The following is a 16,790-nucleotide window of genomic DNA, read 5'->3' on the forward strand; positions in this document are numbered from 1 at the left end:
CGTCCCCGTCCGTCGCGCCCGGCCGTCCGATGATCAGCCGTTCAGGGCGAGCGCGTTGTCCCGCTGGCGGTTGAACAGGGCAACGCCCCTCAGCAGTTCCAGCGCCCGCTGCAGCTGATAATCCTCGTCACTGCCCGGCACCGGCGGGTTGCCGACCGGTGCCGCCGGCTGGGCGCCGGGGGCCGTGGCGCCCGGCTTTGCATCCCCCGGCTTTGCAGCGCCCGGCTGCACCTGTTCCGGTTTCGCATCGTCGGGCAGCGCCGTGGCCGGGGTCGTCGGCTCCTGGTCGTTTTCCAGATGACCGCGCAGATCGGCCTCGCTGCGCGGATGGATCACCACGCCCAGCGGCGAAACGATCGGCTGATCGACCACCACATCCGGCTCGATCCCCTTGGCCTGGATCGACCGGCCCGAGGGGGTGTAGTAGCGCGAGGTGGTCAGCCGCATGGCGCCGTGACCCGGCAGCGGGATCAGCGTCTGGACCGAGCCCTTACCGAAGGATTTGGTGCCGAGCACCACGGCACGGCCATGATCCTGCAGCGCGCCGGCCACGATCTCGGAGGCCGAGGCCGAGCCGCCATTGATCAGCACCACCATCGGCAGGCCGTGGATCACGTCGCCGGCACGCGCATTGAAGCGCTGCACCGCCTGCGGATCGCGGCCGCGGGTGGAGACGATCTCGCCCTGTTCCAGGAAGGCGTCGGACACCGCCACCGCCTGGTCGAGCAGGCCGCCCGGGTTGTTGCGCAGATCGAGGATCAGCCCGGTCATATGGCCGGTCTCGCGCTCGAGCTTCGCGATGCCGTCTTCCAGCTGCTCGTCGGTCCGCTCGTTGAAGCTGCGCACCCGCATATAGCCGATCGAGCCCTTGGCTTCGACCCGCACCGCATCGACGGGGATCACCGCGCGGGTGATGTTCACGTCGAAATCCTGGGCGAGGCCCTCGCGGCGCAGCGTGACCACGATATTGCTGCCCGCGGGCCCGCGCATGCGCTCCACGGCATCGGCCAGGGTCAGGCCCTGCACCTGCTCGCCGTCGATCGCCACGATCAGGTCGTTCGGCTTCACGCCGGCCTTGTCGGCGGGGCTGCCGTCGATCGGCGAGATCACGCGCACCAGGCCCAGCTGGGTGTCCATGGTGACCTCGATGCCGAGGCCCCCGAACTCGCCGCGGGTCTGGACCTGCATGTCCCGATAACCCTTGGCATCCAGATAGCTGGAATGCGGGTCCAGAGACTGCAGCATGCCGTTGATGGCCGCCTCGATCAGCTTCTCGTCGTCCACCGGCTCGACATAGTCGCGGCGGATGCGCTCGAACACCTCACCGAACAGATTGAGCTGGTTGTAGCTGTCCCGGTTGGCGGCGCTGCCCACCAGGGGCAGGGAGAGGACCACGAGGCTCACCAGCCCCGTGACGAATCCGCGTCGCATCGTCGTCCCGACCTTTCCTGTCGACCGTCTGCCGCCTGCCGGTGCTCCGGCCTCATTCCTGGTTCGACCTGTCGTCCCTGCCGTCATGCGGCTTCAGCCTCCGTTGGCGCGGGCGAGAAGCGGCGCCGGATCGACCGGATCGCCGCCACGGCGAACCTCGAGATAAAGATAGGCGGTTCCGCCCCCGTCGGCCATGGCGCCGATCGGATCGCCGGCGGTGACGCGATCGCCGACACGGGCGTCGAGCCGGCCGAGGCCGGCGAGAAGGGTATGATATCCGTCGCCGTGTTCCACGATCAAGAGCAGCCCATAATGGCGGAACGGCCCGGCGAAGGCCACCCGCCCGGCAAAGGGCGTGAGGACGGTGGCACCGGGGGGTGTTGCATAGGTGATGCCCGGCCGCTCCTGGCCTTCATGCACATCGCCGAAGCGCGAGACGATCCGCCCCGACACCGGCAGCCGCCGGGCGATGCCGGCACCGGGGGCGGGGATGGCGGCCACCTGGCGTTCGGGCGGGGTGCCGGCGACGCGCGGCATCACCGGATCGCGCGGCGGCGCCCCGGGGTTGGTGGCCGGGTTGGTCGCCGGGGCCGCTGTCGGTGCGGGAGGCGGTGGCGGGGGCGTGGCGACCGCAACCTGCCGCGGGGGCGGCGGCGGTGGGGGAGGCGGCGGCGGTGGGGGCGGCTTCGGCTTCGCCCGCGGGATCACCCCGGCCCGGGCCTCGGGGCTTGCCGGCTTGACCACCGGGCCGTTCTGCATGCGCTCGGCTTCCAGGGCGACCAGCAGGTCGCGGATGCCGTCGGCCCGTTCGGCCAGCTGGCGGGCGCGGCTCGCCTCCTGGGTCGCCTCGCTGTCCAGCGCGCTGGCGCGACCCTGGCGGTCCTCGATCAGTTTTGCAAGCCGGACCCGTTCCCCCTCCAGCATGGTGCGGGTGGCGGCGATGCGCTCGCGCTGGCGCTCGGCCTCGGCCTTGGCACTGGCGAGGTCGGCAAGCTTGCTCCGCAGCGCCTGTGCCTCCGCCTCGATCTCGGGCAGGGTGGCGCCCATCAGGATGCCGGCATGGATGGGGGCGGTCGCCGGGCCGTCGCGGGCGATCATCGCTTCGGGCGGCTGGCGGCGCAGCCGGATCAGGGCCTCGGTCAGCCGGCCAAGATGGGCGCGTTCCACCTGCAGCTCGGTCTCGCGCGCCGAGATTTCGGCTTCCAGCCGGGCAAGGGCGTCGCGCTGTTCGGCAAGGGCGGCTTCCTGGCGCTGAACGGCGGCCGCCGCTTCCCGTGCCTGCAGCCCCAGGGCTTCGGCTTCGGCGCGGGCATCCGCGGCGCGGCGTTCCAGCTCGGCCCGCCGGGCGCGGGCTTCGTCGCGGGCACGCTCGGTGGCCTGAAGGTCGCGGCCGCTCGGCGGATCCTCGGCACGCGCCGTCTGTATCCAGCCCGGCCAGACCGGGCCGGGCAGGATCAGGGACAGGGAAAGCGCGACCGCGGCCGCGCGGCGGCGACGGTCGCGTCGGGACATGGGATCAGGCGCCGGCCGCGCGGCGGGCCGGGGCGGCGTCGTGGATCAGCACCCGCCCGGTCATCTCCGCGGGCTGGGCCAGCCCCATCAGCTTCAGCACGGTGGGGGCAAGATCGGCCAGCCGGCCGTCAGCCAGGCTCACCCCCTTGGGCGCACCGGCCCCGGCCAGCACCAGCGGCACCACATTGGTGGTGTGGGCGGTGTGGGGGCCGTTGGTCTCGGGGTCGAACATCTGCTCGGCATTGCCGTGATCGGCGGTGATCAGAATGCAGCCGCCGACCTCGTCCAGGGCCGCCACCACCTCGCCCAGGGCGGCATCGACCGCCTCGGCGGCCTTGATCGCCGCGGCAAGGACGCCGCTATGGCCGACCATGTCGCCATTGGCGAAGTTGACCACGATCAGGTCGAAGCGCTTGGAGCGGATCGCCTCGGCCAGCTTCGCGGTCACTTCCGGCGCCGACATCTCAGGTTGCAGATCATAGGTCGCAACCTTCGGGCTGGGGACCAGGATACGCTCCTCGCCCTCGTAGAGCTGCTCTTCGCCGCCGTTCAGGAAGAAGGTGACATGGGCGTATTTCTCGGTCTCGGCGATGCGCAGCTGCTTGCGCCCGGCCTTGGCCACCACCTCGCCCAGAATGTTCTTCAGCTGGGTGGGCGGAAACAGGGCCGGGATCATCTTCGCCAGCGCCGAGGAATACTCCACCATGCCCAGCACGGCGGCGAAATCGGGGCGGATCGTCCGTTCGAAGCCGTCGAAAGCGGGGTCTATCAGGGCATGCAGGATCTCGCGGGCGCGGTCGGCGCGGAAATTCGCCATCAGCAGCCCGTCGCCGGGCTTCACGCCGGCATAGTCGCCGATCGCCGCCGGATCGACGAATTCGTCGGTGGTGCCGGCGGCATGGGCCGCGGCGACCGCTTCCTCCGCCGTGGCGAAACGGCCGCCCTCGGCCTTCACGATCACGTCATAGGCACGGACCACCCGTTCCCAGCGCTTGTCGCGATCCATGCCCCAATATCGGCCGCCGACGGTGGCGATGGCGATGTCGCCGGCGCCTGCAACCGCGGCTTCCAGCCGGCGGATGAACTCGGGCGCGCTCTTCGGCGGGGTGTCGCGGCCGTCGAGCAGGGCGTGGATGCGGACCGGAACACCCGCACCGGCGATGATCTTCGCCATGCCGGCGATATGGTCCTGATGGCTGTGTACGCCGCCATCCGACACCAGCCCCAGAATATGGGCGGTGCCGCCCGATGCCTTGAGCGCCGCGATGAACCCGGTCATCCGCGGGTTGGTCGCCAGGCTGCCGTCGGCAAGCGCGGTATCGATCTTGGGCAGTTCCTGCATCACCACCCGGCCGGCACCGATGTTCAGGTGACCGACTTCGGAATTGCCCATCTGGCCGGCGGGCAGCCCGACCTCTTCGGCCGAGGTGTTCAGGAAGGCCATCGGCTGTTCCGAGGTCAGCCGGTCCCAATTGGGGGTGTTGGCGAGCGCGATGGCATTGTCGTCGGCGGGCGCGCGATAACCCCAACCATCCAGAATGCACAGAACGACGGGGCGCGGCGGCTGCGTATGGGCGGTGGTCATGGGGCTCGGATCCTCGGGCAACATCGGCGCAGGCGGTCGTGAACGGTCCTGCTTCTATCAGGTTTTCCGCTCTACATATAGGGGGTTGGGGGCCCGGATCACAGGCCGGGGGGACATGCCCCCGGCTTGTCACGGGCGCCCCGGCTGTCACCGGCGCTCCGGCGGTTGGGGAACCCGCTCCTCAGTCTTCGGGGCCAGATGCCGCATCGGGCCGTGCCCGGGCCACGGCCTCGGGATGCTCCGGGGCCCAGTCCTGCCAGCTCGGCCGGTCGATCGAGAACAGGTCGGTGGTGCGGGCATACCAGCCGCCGCCATGCATGCGGCCGATCAGGCCAAGGGCGGGGGTGTCGACATGGTGGCGGGCGGCATCCAGGATCGCATCGTCCCGGACATGGGCGACCAGCACCTCGCCCAGGATGATGGCCTGGCGGGGGCCGGTGGTGACGGCGGTGTGCAGGTGGCACTCGAAGGCGACCGGGGCGGTCGCGATCCGCGGCGGGCGCACGGCGGTGGAGGGCAGGGTGTCGAGCCCGGCCAGCGCCAGCTCGTCCACGCCGGGCGGGGCATCGATGCAGGTGATGTTCATCTGCGGCGCCACCGCTTCCGAGACCAGATGCACAACGAATTCGCCCGTCGCCAGAATGTTGGCGGGCGTGTCCTTGAACCGGTCTTCGGGGTGGCGGAGCATGCCGATCGCCAGGATCGGCGGCTCGTGGCCCATGCAGTTGAAGAAGCTGTAGGGGGCGGCGTTCACCCGGCCTTCGGTCGACAGCGAGGTGATCCAGGCGATCGGGCGGGGGGTGATGGTCGATCCCAGGATCTTGTAGCGGTCGGGTGCCGCCATGCGGCGCATGTCGAATTCCATGGATCCCCCGGGTCTCTGGCGCTGGCTCGGCGGTCTAGTCCCGATGATAGGGATGGCCGTCGAGGATGGTCTGCGCACGATAGATCTGTTCGGCGATCAGTGCACGTACCAGCATGTGGGGGAAGGTGAGGCGGCCGAGCGCGAGGACGAGATCGGCCTGGTCGCGGAGCGAGGCGTCCAGCCCGTCGGCACCGCCGATGACCAGGGCGACCTCGCGCCGGCCGCTTTCGGCAAAACCGCCGAGCGCTGCCGCGAAGCCGCGGCTGTCGAGCAGACGGCCGCGTTCATCCAGCGCCACCAGGGCGGCGCCCTGGGGCAGTTTTGCGCGGATCGCCGCAGCCTCTTCGGCTTTCAGCGCCTCACCCTGCAGGGTGGCCTTGCGGGCCTGGACCTCCACCAGCGTGAAGGGCCAGCGCAGGCGCCGGACGTAATCCTCGACCAGGGCCGCTTCCGGGCCGCCGCGGGCGCGGCCGACCGCGACCAGCGTCACCTTCAGCATCAGGCTCATGGCGCAGGCCTGACCGTGCGTGCCGGGTTCTGTTCCGGCCTGCGGGTGAGAAGGTCAAGGGGCGCAAGGTGCAGCCCCGCGCGGCCCGGCCCGGACCGCGCGGTGACACCGCGCCGGATGGCGCCCGTCACTCGGCGACGCGCTGGGCGCCGTCGCCCGGCAGGCTGGCGCCCCACATCTTCTCCAGATTGTAGAAGGCGCGCACTTCCGGCCGGAAAAGATGCACCACCACCGGGCCGGCATCGACCAGAACCCAGTCGGCCAGGGGCAGGCCCTCGGTCACCGGCAGCTGATCGCCGGAGGCCTTGATGCGCATCTCGAGCTTTTCGGCGATCGAGGCGACGTGACGGCTCGACCGGCCGCTCGCGACCACCATGTAGTCGGCGAAATCGGTCTTGCCGGCCAGGTCGATGATCACGACGTCCTCGGCCTTGTCGTCGTCGAGCGACGCGCGGACCAGATCGAGCACCTGGTCTGCGCTGAGCGGTGCCGGCGGCGTCGCGGGCACCGTGATGGGACTGTCGGTCTGCAACAGAGCGAACCTCATCAAGCGTTGGCGGGGGCGGGGTCAGGAGCGGCGGGTCGCCGGAGCGGCCGACCGCGAACCCCGCAGGCGCCATGGTGTAACCATAACAGGCATCGCGGCTTTTCGCGATGGTCTAGCGAGGTGGGGGCTGGCGAGGTGGGGCGGCCGCTGGCCGCGGCCGCCTGCCCTCGCGGATTTCGGTGGCCGAACGCGGGTCCAGCCTGCCATGCAGCAGAACCCAGGCCGGCGGTGCCGTCCGGGGCAGGGCGCGGGCCCTGGCCTCGGGCAGGCGGTGGCGGGCGAAGCGCCGGGCGGCGGGGGCGGCCGCTGCCCGGGCGCCATAGCCGGGACGATCGATCACCAGCAGCGGCAGTTCTGCCATCAGCTCTCGCCAGCCGCGCCAGCGGTGCAGCTCCGCCAGGCCGTCGGCCCCCATGATCCAGACGAATCTGATATGGGGGCGGCGGGCCTTGAGGGCACGCACCGTGTCGAGGGTGAAACGGGTGCCGAGCCGGCTTTCGATCGTGGTGACCCTGAGCCGCGGATGCCGGGCGAGGGACCGGGCACCGGCAACCCGGTCGGCGAGCGGCGCGCTCACCCGCCCCGCCTTCAGCTTCAGCGGGTTGCCCGGGCTCACCAGCCACCAGACCTCGTCGAGGCCCAGCCGCCTCAGGGCTCGCAGCGCGACATGGACATGGCCCTCATGCGCCGGATCGAAGGATCCGCCATAGAGGCCCACCGTCATGCCCCGGCGGCGGCCCGCGGCCCGCCACAGCGGGTCGCCCAGGGCCGCATCGGGGACCGCCCGCTCAGGCGCGAAGCGTGCCCTGGCCGCGAACGACATATTTGAACGTGGTCAGCTGTTCGACCCCCACCGGGCCGCGGGCATGCATGCGGCCGGTGGAAATGCCGATTTCGGCCCCCATGCCGAATTCGCCGCCATCGGCGAACTGGGTGGAGGCGTTGTGCATCACGATGGCGCTGTCGACCTCGGCCAGGAACCGGTCGGCGGTCGCCTGGTCGTCGGTCACGATGCTGTCGGTGTGGTGAGAGCCATAGGCCTCGATATGATCGATCGCCCCGCTGACCCCGTCGACGACCCGGGCCGAGATGATGGCGTCCAGATACTCCGTCCGCCAGTCCTCTTCGCTGGCCGGCACCACACGGGGGTCGGCCGCCTGGACTGCGTCGTCGCCGCGGACCTCGCAGCCGGCGTCGAGCAGCGCCGTCACGATCGGCGCCAGCATCCGGGGGGCGGCTTCCCGATCGATCAGCAACGTTTCGGCCGAGCCGCAGATGCCGGTCCGGCGCAGCTTGGCGTTCATCACGATCGCCCTGGCCATTTCGGGATCGGCGGCGCCGTCCACATAGACGTGGCAGAGACCTTCGAGATGGGCGAAGACCGGCATCCGGGCCTCGGTCTGGACCCGCTCGATCAGCGACCGGCCGCCGCGGGGCACGATGACGTCGATCAGCCCCGAGGCGGCGAGCATGGCGCCCACCGCTGCCCGGTCGGTAACCGGCACCAGCTGCACCGCATCGGCGGGCAGGCCGGCCGAGGTCAGGCCCTCGACCATGGCGGCATGGATGGCGCGCGAGGAGCGGAAGCTCTCGGAACCGCCGCGCAGGATCACGGCGTTGCCGGCCTTCAGGCAGAGCGCACCGGCATCGGCCGTGACATTGGGGCGGCTTTCGTAGATCACGCCGACCACGCCCAGCGGCACCCGGACACGGGCGATATGCAGCCCCGTCGGCCGGTCCCATTCCTCCATGACGTGGCCGACCGGATCGGACAGGCGGGCAACGTCTTCCACGCCTTTGGCGATGCCGGCGATGCGGCCGTCGTCGAGCGCCAGGCGATCGAGCAGGGCGCCGGTCAGCCCGCGGGCGCGGCCGGCGGCCATGTCTTCGGCATTGGCGGCCAGGATGGCGGGCACGGCGTTGCGGATCGCCGCGGCCGCGGCCATCAGCCCGGCGGTCTTGGCCTCGGGCGTCGCCTGGGCGAGTGCGCGCTGCGCCGTGCGGGCGCGGCGGCCCATATCGGCGATCAGGGCGGCGGCGTCCACCGGAGCATGGCTGCCTGCCGGTTCGGCCGGGGTGGCGACCGGAGCGGCCGAAACGGTCCGGGGGGCGGTGCTCAGGGTGTCGGTCATGACGCTTGGGCCTCCTCCGTGTCGTCTCCGGTCGTGGCGGGCATGTCGCCGCCATGGAAGACGAGGTCGTCGCGATGGATCATTTCGTCCCGGCCGCGGAAGCCGAGGATCTGCTCGATCTCTGCCGAGCGATGGCCGGCGATGGCGCGGGCATCGGCATCGCCATAGGCCGCCAGGCCGCGGGCGATCTCGCGGCCGGCGGGGTCGACCACGGCCACGGCATCGCCGCGCTGAAAGCGGCCGGTCACCAGCCGGATGCCGGCGGGCAGCAGGCTGCCGCCGCGGGCGAGCGCCTTCACCGCACCCTCGTCGACGGTCAGCGTGCCGCGGGGGCTCAGCCTGCCGCCGATCCAGCGCTTGCGGGCGGTATGGGGGGGGGTCTCAGGGTCGAACCAGGTGGCGCGGCCGCCTGCTTCCACCGCGCCCACCGGGCCCATATGGCGGCCGAGGGCGATGACCATGGCGCAGCCTGCCGCACCGGCGACCCGGGCGGCGGCAAGCTTGGTGGCCATGCCGCCGGTGCCGACGGCCGAACGCGAGCCGCCGCCCATCGCCATGATCCGCGGGGTCAGCCGCGGCACCCGCGGGATGTGGCGCGCCGTGGGGTCGATGCCGGGATCGGCGGTATAAAGCCCGTCGATGTCCGACAGCAGCAGCAGCAGATCGGCCGATGCCATTTCGGCCACCCGGGCCGACAGCCGGTCGTTGTCGCCGAAGCGGATCTCGGCGGTGGCGACGGTGTCGTTCTCGTTGATCACCGGCACGGCCCCCAGCTTGAGCAGGGTGCCGAGGGTGGCGCGCGCATTCAGATAGCGCCGGCGGGCTTCGCTGTCTTCCAGCGTCAGCAGCACCTGGGCGACCTGTATGCCGTGGGGGCCGAGGACGGTTTCATAGGCATGGGCCAGACGGATCTGGCCGGTGGCGGCGGCGGCCTGCTTCTCTTCCAGCCGCAGCACGCCCTGGCCGAGCCCCAGCAGCCGGCGGCCAAGCGCGATCGCGCCCGAGGAGACCACGATCACCTCCTGGCCGCGGGCGCGCATCCGCGCGATGTCGTCGGCCAGGCTGCGCAGCCAGGCGTCACGCAGCCGGCCGGTGGTTTCGTCGACCAGAAGGGCGGATCCGACCTTGATCACCACGCGCTTCGCGGCACGCAGGCCCGCTGCGGCGGGTGTGTCGGCCAGGTCGGTTCCGGCGATCGTCACCGTTTCCTCCCGCGGGCGGGGGCGTCCCCATCCTCGCCGTCATCCGCCGGCCCGTCTTCGTCCTCGTCTTCGAAATCTTCGTCGTCGAAATCGTCGTCCTCGTCATCGAGGTCGTCGTCGTCGAGGTCCTCGTCATCGAGGTCGTCCTCGTCGAGATCGTCTTCGTCGTCGAGGTCGTCATCCTCGTCGATGTCGATCTCGTCTTCGTCCCCGTCGCTCTCGTCCCCGTCGCTCTCGTCCTCGTCATCCCAATCGTCCCAGTCCTCGTCGTCCGAGGCGGTGACGACCAGGCGATCGGCTTCCAGGCCGTCGACCAGGTCTTCGTATTCGTCGAAGAGATCCGAGCTGCCGGCACGGGCACGGCCTTCGGCCGGGGCGTCTTCCGGCGGCGGCAGGCGCAGCAGGGGCGCGCGCTTCTGGGCCGAGGCGTCGACGGGATCCTCGATCACGCCGAACTCGCGGCGCTGGCGTTCCCGCGCCTCGCGTTCGGCCTCGCGCACCGCATGGACATGGGGGAGAAGGGCGTGCAGCGCCTCGGTCACGCCCCGGCGCGACACGCCGGAGAGCGCCAGCACCGGCCGGCCGAGCTCTTCCTCGACATAGTCCTTCACCAGCGCCAGGGTATCGTCGTCGACCGCGTCGATCTTGCTCAGCGCCACGATTTCAGGCTTGTCGGTGATGCCGTGGCCGAAGGCTTCCAGCTCGCCGCGCACGATCCGGTAATCCTTCACCGGATCCTCGGCGGTGACGTCGAGCAGGTGGAGCAGCGCGCCGCAGCGCTCGACATGGCGCAGGAAGCGGTCGCCGAGCCCGTGTCCTTCATGGGCGCCTTCGATCAGCCCGGGAATGTCGGCCAGCACGAATTCCTCGTCGCCGGTCCGGACCACGCCCAGATTGGGATGCAGCGTGGTGAAGGGATAATCGGCGATCTTGGGGCGTGCCGCCGTGACGCCGGCCAGAAAGGTCGACTTGCCGGCATTGGGCAGCCCGACCAGCCCGGCATCGGCGATGACCTTCAGCCGCAGCCACAGCCAGCGCTCGGTACCCTCGGTGCCGGGATTGGCCCGGCGCGGGGCCTGGGTGATCGAGGATTTGAATCGGGCATTGCCGAAGCCGCCGCTGCCGCCGTCGCAGATCAGCACCCGCATGCCCGGCTCGGTCAGGTCGATCAGCATCCGCTCGCCATGCTCGTCCCAGATCTGGGTGCCGACCGGCAGATGGATTTCGACATCGGTGCCGCGGGCGCCGTGGCGGTTGCGGCCCATGCCGTGGACACCGCGGCCGGCCTTGAAGTGCTGCTGGTAGCGGAAATCGATCAGTGTGTTGAGGTTTTCGACCGCCACCGCGATCACGCGGCCGCCATCACCGCCGTCGCCCCCGTCCGGGCCGCCGAACTCGATGTACTTCTCTCGCCGGAAACTGACGCAGCCATTGCCGCCGTCGCCGCCGCGCACGTAGATCTTGGCCTGGTCGAGGAACTTCACCGGGGGCGACTTTCGAAGGGCGGACGGTCCCGATCGTCGCTGGGATCGCCGTTCGCCTGCAAAATGAGGATGGGCGGGAACGCAAACAAGGGGGATGGCCGAGCCATCCCCCTCGTGTCGCATTTCCGGAACCGACGACCAGCCATGCCTTCAGGCAGTGGCACGCATCAGATCCGGCATGTCTCGCGTCGGGCGGCCGGCCTGGATCAGGCCTGCGCCGGCTCGACGTGAATGATGGTCCGGTCGTCGCGGCCGCGGCTGAAGGTCACGGTGCCGTCGGTCAGGGCGAACAGGGTGTGGTCGCGGCCCATGCCGACATTGCGGCCGGGGTACCACTTGGTGCCGCGCTGACGGATGAGGATGTTGCCGGCAATCACGGCTTCGCCGCCGAACTTCTTGACGCCGAGGCGCCGGCCGGCACTGTCGCGACCGTTGCGGGAGCTGCCGCCTGCCTTTTTATGAGCCATCTCGGAAACCTCCGTGATGCCCGTCCGGGGCCGGATTGCCGCGAACGGGGAAAGTTGCTGGGAGAGCTGTCAGGTCTGGGACCCGTCGCGGACATTCATGCCGCGGTGACGGGATCAGGCCGAAATCGAGGTGACGCGGATCTTCGTCAGGCTCTGACGATGACCGTTCAGGCGACGATAGCCCTTGCGCCGGGTCTTCTTGAAGATCAGCACCCGACGGGTGCGGACCAGGTCGACGACCTCGGCCGTGACCTTGGCGCCGGCAACGACCGGGGCGCCGATCTTCACGCCATCGGCGGTGCCGACCATCAGCGGCTCGAACTCGACCGTCGCGCCCGGCTCGACGCCCAGCGTCTCCACGGCGATGACGTCGTTCTCCGCGACCTTGTACTGCTTGCCGCCCGTCTTGATGACCGCGAACATGATCGATCTTCCCGATAGTCGTCATCACGCCGCCCATCCGGTGGTCCGCCGTCAGGCGGTCCGCCCGGCCGGCTCGCGGCGCGGAACAGTTGGAGTGGTTACACCCGCGGGTCACCCGCCGACCGGTCTCCCCACATCGCTTGGGCAGTGACCTGCCGTCTGCGATCATCGGGTGTCCCGCCTTGGGTTGCGGACGAAAGCGACCGGGTCGGCGCCGACTGTGAGATCGCCGCCGCTGCCCGGGACCCCGCGACTATATGTGTCGCGCGTCCTTTGTCAACAGCGACGGGCAGATAACCGACCTGCCGGAACCGCCCTGCAACTTCCGTTGGCACGTCGAGGCGACGGATCTTCGGGATCTGTTGCATTGCCGCAGCACTTGGCTATGCTCATGCGGCACGAGCTGCACCGGCACGCGAGAGTGGCGGAATCGGTAGACGCAGTCGACTCAAAATCGACCACCGAAAGGTATGGGGGTTCGAGTCCCCCCTCTCGCACCATGTCCGGCTTCGCCATCAGCGCCCGGCGCCCGCTCCGAACCTCTCCCGATACGCCGCCGGCGTCAGCCCGGTGATCCGCTGGAACAGCTTGCGGAAAGATGCCGGATCTTCGTAACCGGCTTCCCAGGCGATCCGGTCGACGGTCTCTGCGCTCCGTTCCAGCCGCTCGCGGGCGCGGGCGATGCGCAGATGCTGGCAGTATTCCACCGGCCGCAGGCCCGTGGCCTTGCGGAAGCGGCGCAGGAAGGTGCGTTCCTCCAGCCCCGCCCGCGCCGCCAGATCGGGCAGCCGCACCTCGCGTGCCCCCGTTGCCTGCAGCCAGTGCTGGACCTTCAGGATCGCCGCATCGCCATGGTCGAGCCGCGGCACGAACAGGCTGTAGGCGCGCTGTTCGCGGCCGGGCGGGTCGATCAGCAGGAAGCGGGCGGTGCGCACCATCAATGCCGGCCCCAGCAGGCGGGCGATCAGGGCCAGGCCCAGATCGGTCCACGACATCACCCCGCCCGCGGTCATCAGGTCGCCGTCGTCGATCAGCAGCCGGGCGGTATCGACCCGGATGGCGGGGAAGCGGCTGGCGAAGCGGTCGTGATAATTCCAGTGGGTGGTGGCCGGGCGGCTGTCGAGCAGCCCGGTTTCGGCCAGCAGGAAGGCGCCGGCACAGACCGAGCACAGCACGGCGCCGTCACCATGGCGGGCGGTCAGCCAGCGGGCCAGCGGTGCGGCGGCTTCGGGCGAGATCGGCGGCGCCAGGCTGGGCGGCAGGATCAAGGCCGCCGGCCGGCCGGGCCGGCCCGGATGGCTGTCGAACACCCGCCGCACCTCTCCCGTCTCGTCCGCCCGCCAATGGCTGAGGCGGAGCGCCGGACCCGTGGCCTCGTCTTCGGCCCGCAGCCGGTCGGCGATCAGGATCAGGTCGCTCAGCCCGTGGATCGCGGCCTCCTGGACGTCCGGGTAGAGCAGCAGGCCGATCTCGACCGGCTCCGGCAGCGTGTCGGTCATTTGTCGGTTTCGCCCCTCTGAATGTCGGTTCCGCCGATCCCAAGCCTGCCCGGCTGCGGCTAGCCTGTCCATCACCGTCCGGATGGTCCGGGGCGGATCAAGGGTCAGGAGGCAGCCGTCATGGGCAAGCGCGCCCTCGTCGTGATCGACGTCCAGAACGACTATTTCCCCGGTGGCAGCTGGCCGCTGGTCGGCATCGAGGCCGCAGCGGCCAATGTCGCCCGGCTGATCGCCGCCTTCCGCGCGGCGGGGGAGCCGGTGGTGCATGTCCGCCACGAATTCACCCGCGAGGGCGCCCCCTTCTTCGTCGCCGGATCCGATGGCGCCCGCATCCACGAGAGTGTCACTCCGGCGGAGGGTGAGCCGGTGGTGCTGAAGCACTTTCCCAACGCCTTCCGCGAGACCGGGCTGGACGCGCTGCTGCGCGAGATGGCCGTGGACCACGTGGTGATCGCCGGCGCCATGAGCCATATGTGCATCGATGCCGGTGCCCGCGCCGCCCGCGATCTGGGCTTCGAGGTCACCGTCGCCCATGACGCCTGCGCCACCCGCGACCAGGAGTTCGGCGGCGTGATCGTCCCGGCTGCCCAGGTCCATGCGGCCTTCATGGCGGCGCTGGGCTTTGCCTATGCCAATGTCGTGGCGACCGGCGAGCTGGCAGGCTGACCCCCCGGCCTCACCCCCTGACCGCCACCACCATCGATCCCACCAGCAGCACCGCCAGCACCAGATTGACCGTCCGCGACACCCGCGGCCGGCGGAGCAGACGGGCGAAGCCGGCGCCGAGCAGCAGCCAGACGACATGGCTGGCGATGATCGAGGCTGTCAGGATCAGGATCCGCGGCCCGATTTCGCCGGGCGTGGTACCGGTGCCGGCGAAGAGGGCGGCGAAAGCGAGCCAGGCTTTGGGGTTGGTGACGGCCAGCACCACCCCGCCGGCCGGTCCCGGCGGGCGGCTGCCGGCCTGGGGCAGGCCCGGAGGCGGGGCGGTGGCGATGCGCAGGGCCAGGTACAGGATATAGCCGGCCGATATGATCAGCAGGATGGTCGCCACTGCCGGCTCCGCCAGCAGCAGCGAGGCGAGGCCGGCGGCGACTGCCGCCATGACCGAGATCGTCCCGAGCGCACTGCCCAGGGCATAGGGCAGGGCGCGGGCCAGGCCGAAGGCACTGCCGGTTGCCGTCATGGCGATGGTGCTGGGGCCCGGGCTGAAGGTGATCGCGAGGCTTGCGGCGGCGAAACCTGCAAGCTCGGGCAGGGCGGCAGGCCCGGGCAGGGTGATGCTGGAGAGATCGGCCATCGCGCCGGCTCCTGTACGCTGAGCGAAGACGGGGATAGTATGGCAGTATGACTGACCTATCTGCCAGCCCGACTGCCCCGCTGCCGGGGCTTGAAACGGCCCCCGCCGCCGAGGGCGGGATCCGGCTGCGCCTGGGTGCGGGCGCGCCTGGCCTGGAGCGTCTGGCCGCGGCCTTCGACGGTCGGGCTTTCGCGCCCCATCGCCACGACACTTATGCGATCGGCATCACCACTCATGGCGTGCAGAGCTTCCGCTATCGTGGCACCCGCCGGGCCTGCCTGGCCGGGCAGATGCATGTGCTTCACCCCGACGAGCTTCACGACGGCGCCGCCGGCACGCCGGACGGCTTCGGCTATCGGATCGTCTATGTCGATCCGGCGCTGATCCTGGCGGCCCTGGACGGCCGGCCGCTGCCTTTCGTCGCCGACCCGGTGGTCACGGCGGCGGCGATCGATCCGGTGCTGCGGCAGGGGCTGGTCGATCTGGATGTGCCGCTGGGCGATCTGGAGAGCGTCGAACTCGTCACCGGGCTGGCGGACATGCTGGGCCGGCTGGATCGGTCGGCGTCGCCGAGGGGCACAGGCGGCCGGCTGCCGGTCGAAGCGCTGGAGCAGGTGCGCCGGCTGATCGCCGACGACCCGGCAACCCGCCATGCCGCCGCCGCTCTGGAAGCCGTTTCGGGCCTGGATCGCTGGACGCTGGCCCGCCAGTTCCGGCGCGCCTTCGGCACCAGCCCCAGCCGTTATCGCACCATGCGCCAGCTGGACCTTGCACGGGCGGCGATGCAGCGGGGCCTTGCTCTGTCGGAAGCGGCGCTGGACGCGGGCTTCGCCGATCAGAGCCATATGAGCCGCGCCTTCAAGCGCGGCTACGGCCTCACCCCGGCCCGCTGGGCGGGGGCGGTTGCGGCGCGTTGAGCCGCCGTCCGGGCCTGGATCGCCTTCACCACCGCCGCCATGTCGAGGCTGTCATGGCCGGCGGCGAGCGTCTCGCCGAACAGGCCGTGACAGACATCAAGGACGGGCGAGGCGATCTCTGCCGCCCGCGCCGCTTCCGCCACCAGCCGGGCATTCTTGAACACGTCCGGGATCGAGGCCTGGACGCTGTAATCGCCGGCCCGCAGTTTGGCGAGCTTCATCCGCGACACGGCACTCGCCATCGGGCCTGCATCCAGCACCTCGACGAAGCGGTCGAGATCGAGCCCATGGCCCTCGGCGAAATGGAAGGCTTCGGTCAGCCCGGTGACCATGGTGATCAGGAACAGGTTGACCGCCAGCTTCATCTGCAGCGCCTGGGGCACGGCGCCGCAGGCCACGGTCTGGCGGCACATCGGTGCCAGCAGCGGTTCGACCCGGGCGACGTCTTCAGGGGCACCGGCCAGCATGGCGACCAGCTGCCCGGCCTCGGCCGGCGCGCGGGAGCCGGAGACCGGCGCTTCGACATAGCGCCCGCCGGCGGTGCGGATTTCAGCCGCGAGCGCGCAGGAATATCCGGCGGGCAGCGTGCCCATGTTGACGATCAGATGGCCTGCGACATTGGCCCGGAAACGCGCGACGCTGCGGCCCAGCACCAGATCGGTCGAGGCCTCGTCGATCATCATCAGGATGACGACCTCGGCGCGGCGGAAGACTTCGTCCGGGCTTGCCGCGACTTCGGCGCCGGCGGCGGCCAGGGCGTCGCATTTCTCCCGCGTGCGGTTCCATACCACCAGTGGTGTGCCGGCACGTGCCAGGTTGAGCGCCATGGGCTGGCCCATCACGCCGAGCCCGATAAATCCGACGGTTTCGGTCATGTCGTCCTCCCGATCCGGGGGGCGGCCATCATGCGCGGCCGCC

The 16,790-nt window shown here is 70.6% G+C and carries 16 protein-coding genes, 1 tRNA gene and 1 pseudogene; 3 read left to right on the top strand and 15 right to left on the bottom strand.

Going from position 1 to position 16,790, the window contains the following annotated elements:
- Nucleotides 1–33 precede the first annotated feature (33 nt).
- The 12 genes and pseudogenes from WI697_RS13615 to rplU form a co-directional block, all read right to left on the bottom strand.
- The gene (locus tag WI697_RS13615) at nt 34–1,431 is read right to left on the bottom strand and encodes a S41 family peptidase (RefSeq protein WP_014746491.1); all 1,398 of its coding nucleotides are present in this window, start codon (nt 1,429–1,431) and stop codon (nt 34–36) included.
- 93 nt (nt 1,432–1,524) lie between these two features.
- On the bottom strand, nt 1,525–2,943 hold the full coding sequence (locus WI697_RS13620) for a murein hydrolase activator EnvC family protein (RefSeq protein ID WP_345958828.1): 1,419 nt from the start codon (nt 2,941–2,943) through the stop codon (nt 1,525–1,527).
- Nucleotides 2,944–2,947: 4 nt separating this feature from the next.
- Nucleotides 2,948–4,528 carry a 2,3-bisphosphoglycerate-independent phosphoglycerate mutase gene (gene gpmI, locus WI697_RS13625; RefSeq protein WP_345958829.1) on the bottom strand — a complete coding sequence of 527 codons (1,581 nt, stop codon included), beginning with the start codon at nt 4,526–4,528 and terminating at the stop codon, nt 2,948–2,950.
- 181 nt (nt 4,529–4,709) lie between these two features.
- The gene (locus WI697_RS13630; RefSeq protein ID WP_345958831.1) at nt 4,710–5,393 is read right to left on the bottom strand and encodes a flavin reductase family protein; all 684 of its coding nucleotides are present in this window, start codon (nt 5,391–5,393) and stop codon (nt 4,710–4,712) included.
- Between the two features lie 34 nt (nt 5,394–5,427).
- The gene (rlmH, locus tag WI697_RS13635; RefSeq protein ID WP_014746487.1) at nt 5,428–5,901 is read right to left on the bottom strand and encodes a 23S rRNA (pseudouridine(1915)-N(3))-methyltransferase RlmH; all 474 of its coding nucleotides are present in this window, start codon (nt 5,899–5,901) and stop codon (nt 5,428–5,430) included.
- A 127-nt stretch (nt 5,902–6,028) separates the two neighbouring features.
- Nucleotides 6,029–6,433: a ribosome silencing factor gene (gene rsfS / locus WI697_RS13640; protein ID WP_014746486.1), complete on the bottom strand. Its 405-nt coding sequence runs from the start codon at nt 6,431–6,433 to the stop codon at nt 6,029–6,031.
- 127 nt (nt 6,434–6,560) lie between these two features.
- The gene (locus tag WI697_RS13645; protein ID WP_231889532.1) at nt 6,561–7,271 is read right to left on the bottom strand and encodes a nicotinate-nucleotide adenylyltransferase; all 711 of its coding nucleotides are present in this window, start codon (nt 7,269–7,271) and stop codon (nt 6,561–6,563) included.
- Nucleotides 7,237–8,580 carry a glutamate-5-semialdehyde dehydrogenase gene (locus tag WI697_RS13650; protein WP_345958832.1) on the bottom strand — a complete coding sequence of 448 codons (1,344 nt, stop codon included), beginning with the start codon at nt 8,578–8,580 and terminating at the stop codon, nt 7,237–7,239. The genes WI697_RS13645 and WI697_RS13650 overlap by 35 nt, the downstream gene beginning before the upstream one ends.
- On the bottom strand, nt 8,577–9,782 hold the full coding sequence (gene proB, locus WI697_RS13655) for a glutamate 5-kinase (protein ID WP_345958833.1): 1,206 nt from the start codon (nt 9,780–9,782) through the stop codon (nt 8,577–8,579). The genes WI697_RS13650 and proB overlap by 4 nt, the downstream gene beginning before the upstream one ends.
- Nucleotides 9,783–10,252: 470 nt before the next feature.
- Nucleotides 10,253–11,266: pseudogene (gene obgE, locus WI697_RS13660) on the bottom strand (GTPase ObgE); the annotation flags it as partial.
- A gap of 206 nt (nt 11,267–11,472) precedes the next feature.
- Entirely contained in the window at nt 11,473–11,733 is a 261-nt protein-coding gene (gene rpmA, locus WI697_RS13665; protein WP_014746481.1) for a 50S ribosomal protein L27, read from the bottom strand.
- A gap of 114 nt (nt 11,734–11,847) precedes the next feature.
- A complete protein-coding gene (gene rplU, locus WI697_RS13670; RefSeq protein WP_345958834.1) occupies nt 11,848–12,156 on the bottom strand; it encodes a 50S ribosomal protein L21 in 309 nt (102 codons plus the stop codon).
- 415 nt (nt 12,157–12,571) lie between these two features.
- Here rplU and WI697_RS13675 point away from each other — a divergent pair.
- Nucleotides 12,572–12,656 (top strand) — tRNA-Leu (locus WI697_RS13675).
- 15 nt (nt 12,657–12,671) lie between these two features.
- Here the strand turns inward: WI697_RS13675 and WI697_RS13680 are convergent.
- On the bottom strand, nt 12,672–13,655 hold the full coding sequence (locus WI697_RS13680) for a GlxA family transcriptional regulator (RefSeq protein WP_345958835.1): 984 nt from the start codon (nt 13,653–13,655) through the stop codon (nt 12,672–12,674).
- A gap of 120 nt (nt 13,656–13,775) precedes the next feature.
- On the opposite strand from WI697_RS13680, the gene WI697_RS13685 reads away from it, so the two are divergent.
- Complete coding sequence (locus WI697_RS13685) at nt 13,776–14,321, top strand: cysteine hydrolase family protein (protein WP_345958836.1); 546 nt, start codon at nt 13,776–13,778, stop codon at nt 14,319–14,321.
- 10 nt (nt 14,322–14,331) lie between these two features.
- On the opposite strand, the gene WI697_RS13690 is transcribed toward WI697_RS13685, so the two are convergent.
- Nucleotides 14,332–14,955, bottom strand: coding sequence for a LysE family translocator (locus tag WI697_RS13690; protein WP_345958837.1), 624 nt, complete (start codon nt 14,953–14,955; stop codon nt 14,332–14,334).
- A gap of 119 nt (nt 14,956–15,074) precedes the next feature.
- On the opposite strand from WI697_RS13690, the gene WI697_RS13695 reads away from it, so the two are divergent.
- Nucleotides 15,075–15,872 (top strand): AraC family transcriptional regulator, encoded by a 798-nt coding sequence (locus WI697_RS13695; RefSeq protein ID WP_345958941.1) that lies wholly within the window; start codon nt 15,075–15,077, stop codon nt 15,870–15,872.
- Here the strand turns inward: WI697_RS13695 and WI697_RS13700 are convergent.
- Complete coding sequence (locus WI697_RS13700) at nt 15,824–16,747, bottom strand: NAD(P)-dependent oxidoreductase (protein WP_345958838.1); 924 nt, start codon at nt 16,745–16,747, stop codon at nt 15,824–15,826. The two genes, WI697_RS13695 and WI697_RS13700, sit on opposite strands and share 49 nt — an antisense overlap.
- Between the last annotated feature and the right edge of the window lie 43 nt (nt 16,748–16,790).

Source organism: Tistrella mobilis (assembly GCF_039634785.1).
Taxonomy (GTDB): domain Bacteria; phylum Pseudomonadota; class Alphaproteobacteria; order Tistrellales; family Tistrellaceae; genus Tistrella; species Tistrella mobilis.

Bases quoted from the DNA above. Each gene is read 5' to 3' on its own strand.
- WI697_RS13630 (WP_345958831.1), bottom strand. From the start codon at position 5,393: ATGGAATTCGACATGCGCCGCATGGCGGCACCCGACCGCTACAAGATC.
- WI697_RS13645 (WP_231889532.1), bottom strand. From the start codon at position 7,271: ATGTCGTTCGCGGCCAGGGCACGCTTCGCGCCTGAGCGGGCGGTCCCC.
- rplU (WP_345958834.1), bottom strand. From the start codon at position 12,156: ATGTTCGCGGTCATCAAGACGGGCGGCAAGCAGTACAAGGTCGCGGAG.
- WI697_RS13615 (WP_014746491.1), bottom strand. From the start codon at position 1,431: ATGCGACGCGGATTCGTCACGGGGCTGGTGAGCCTCGTGGTCCTCTCC.
- WI697_RS13685 (WP_345958836.1), top strand. From the start codon at position 13,776: ATGGGCAAGCGCGCCCTCGTCGTGATCGACGTCCAGAACGACTATTTC.
- WI697_RS13700 (WP_345958838.1), bottom strand. From the start codon at position 16,747: ATGACCGAAACCGTCGGATTTATCGGGCTCGGCGTGATGGGCCAGCCC.
- rpmA (WP_014746481.1), bottom strand. From the start codon at position 11,733: ATGGCTCATAAAAAGGCAGGCGGCAGCTCCCGCAACGGTCGCGACAGT.
- WI697_RS13620 (WP_345958828.1), bottom strand. From the start codon at position 2,943: ATGTCCCGACGCGACCGTCGCCGCCGCGCGGCCGCGGTCGCGCTTTCC.
- WI697_RS13650 (WP_345958832.1), bottom strand. From the start codon at position 8,580: ATGACCGACACCCTGAGCACCGCCCCCCGGACCGTTTCGGCCGCTCCG.
- rlmH (WP_014746487.1), bottom strand. From the start codon at position 5,901: ATGAGCCTGATGCTGAAGGTGACGCTGGTCGCGGTCGGCCGCGCCCGC.
- WI697_RS13690 (WP_345958837.1), bottom strand. From the start codon at position 14,955: ATGGCCGATCTCTCCAGCATCACCCTGCCCGGGCCTGCCGCCCTGCCC.
- gpmI (WP_345958829.1), bottom strand. From the start codon at position 4,528: ATGACCACCGCCCATACGCAGCCGCCGCGCCCCGTCGTTCTGTGCATT.
- WI697_RS13680 (WP_345958835.1), bottom strand. From the start codon at position 13,655: ATGACCGACACGCTGCCGGAGCCGGTCGAGATCGGCCTGCTGCTCTAC.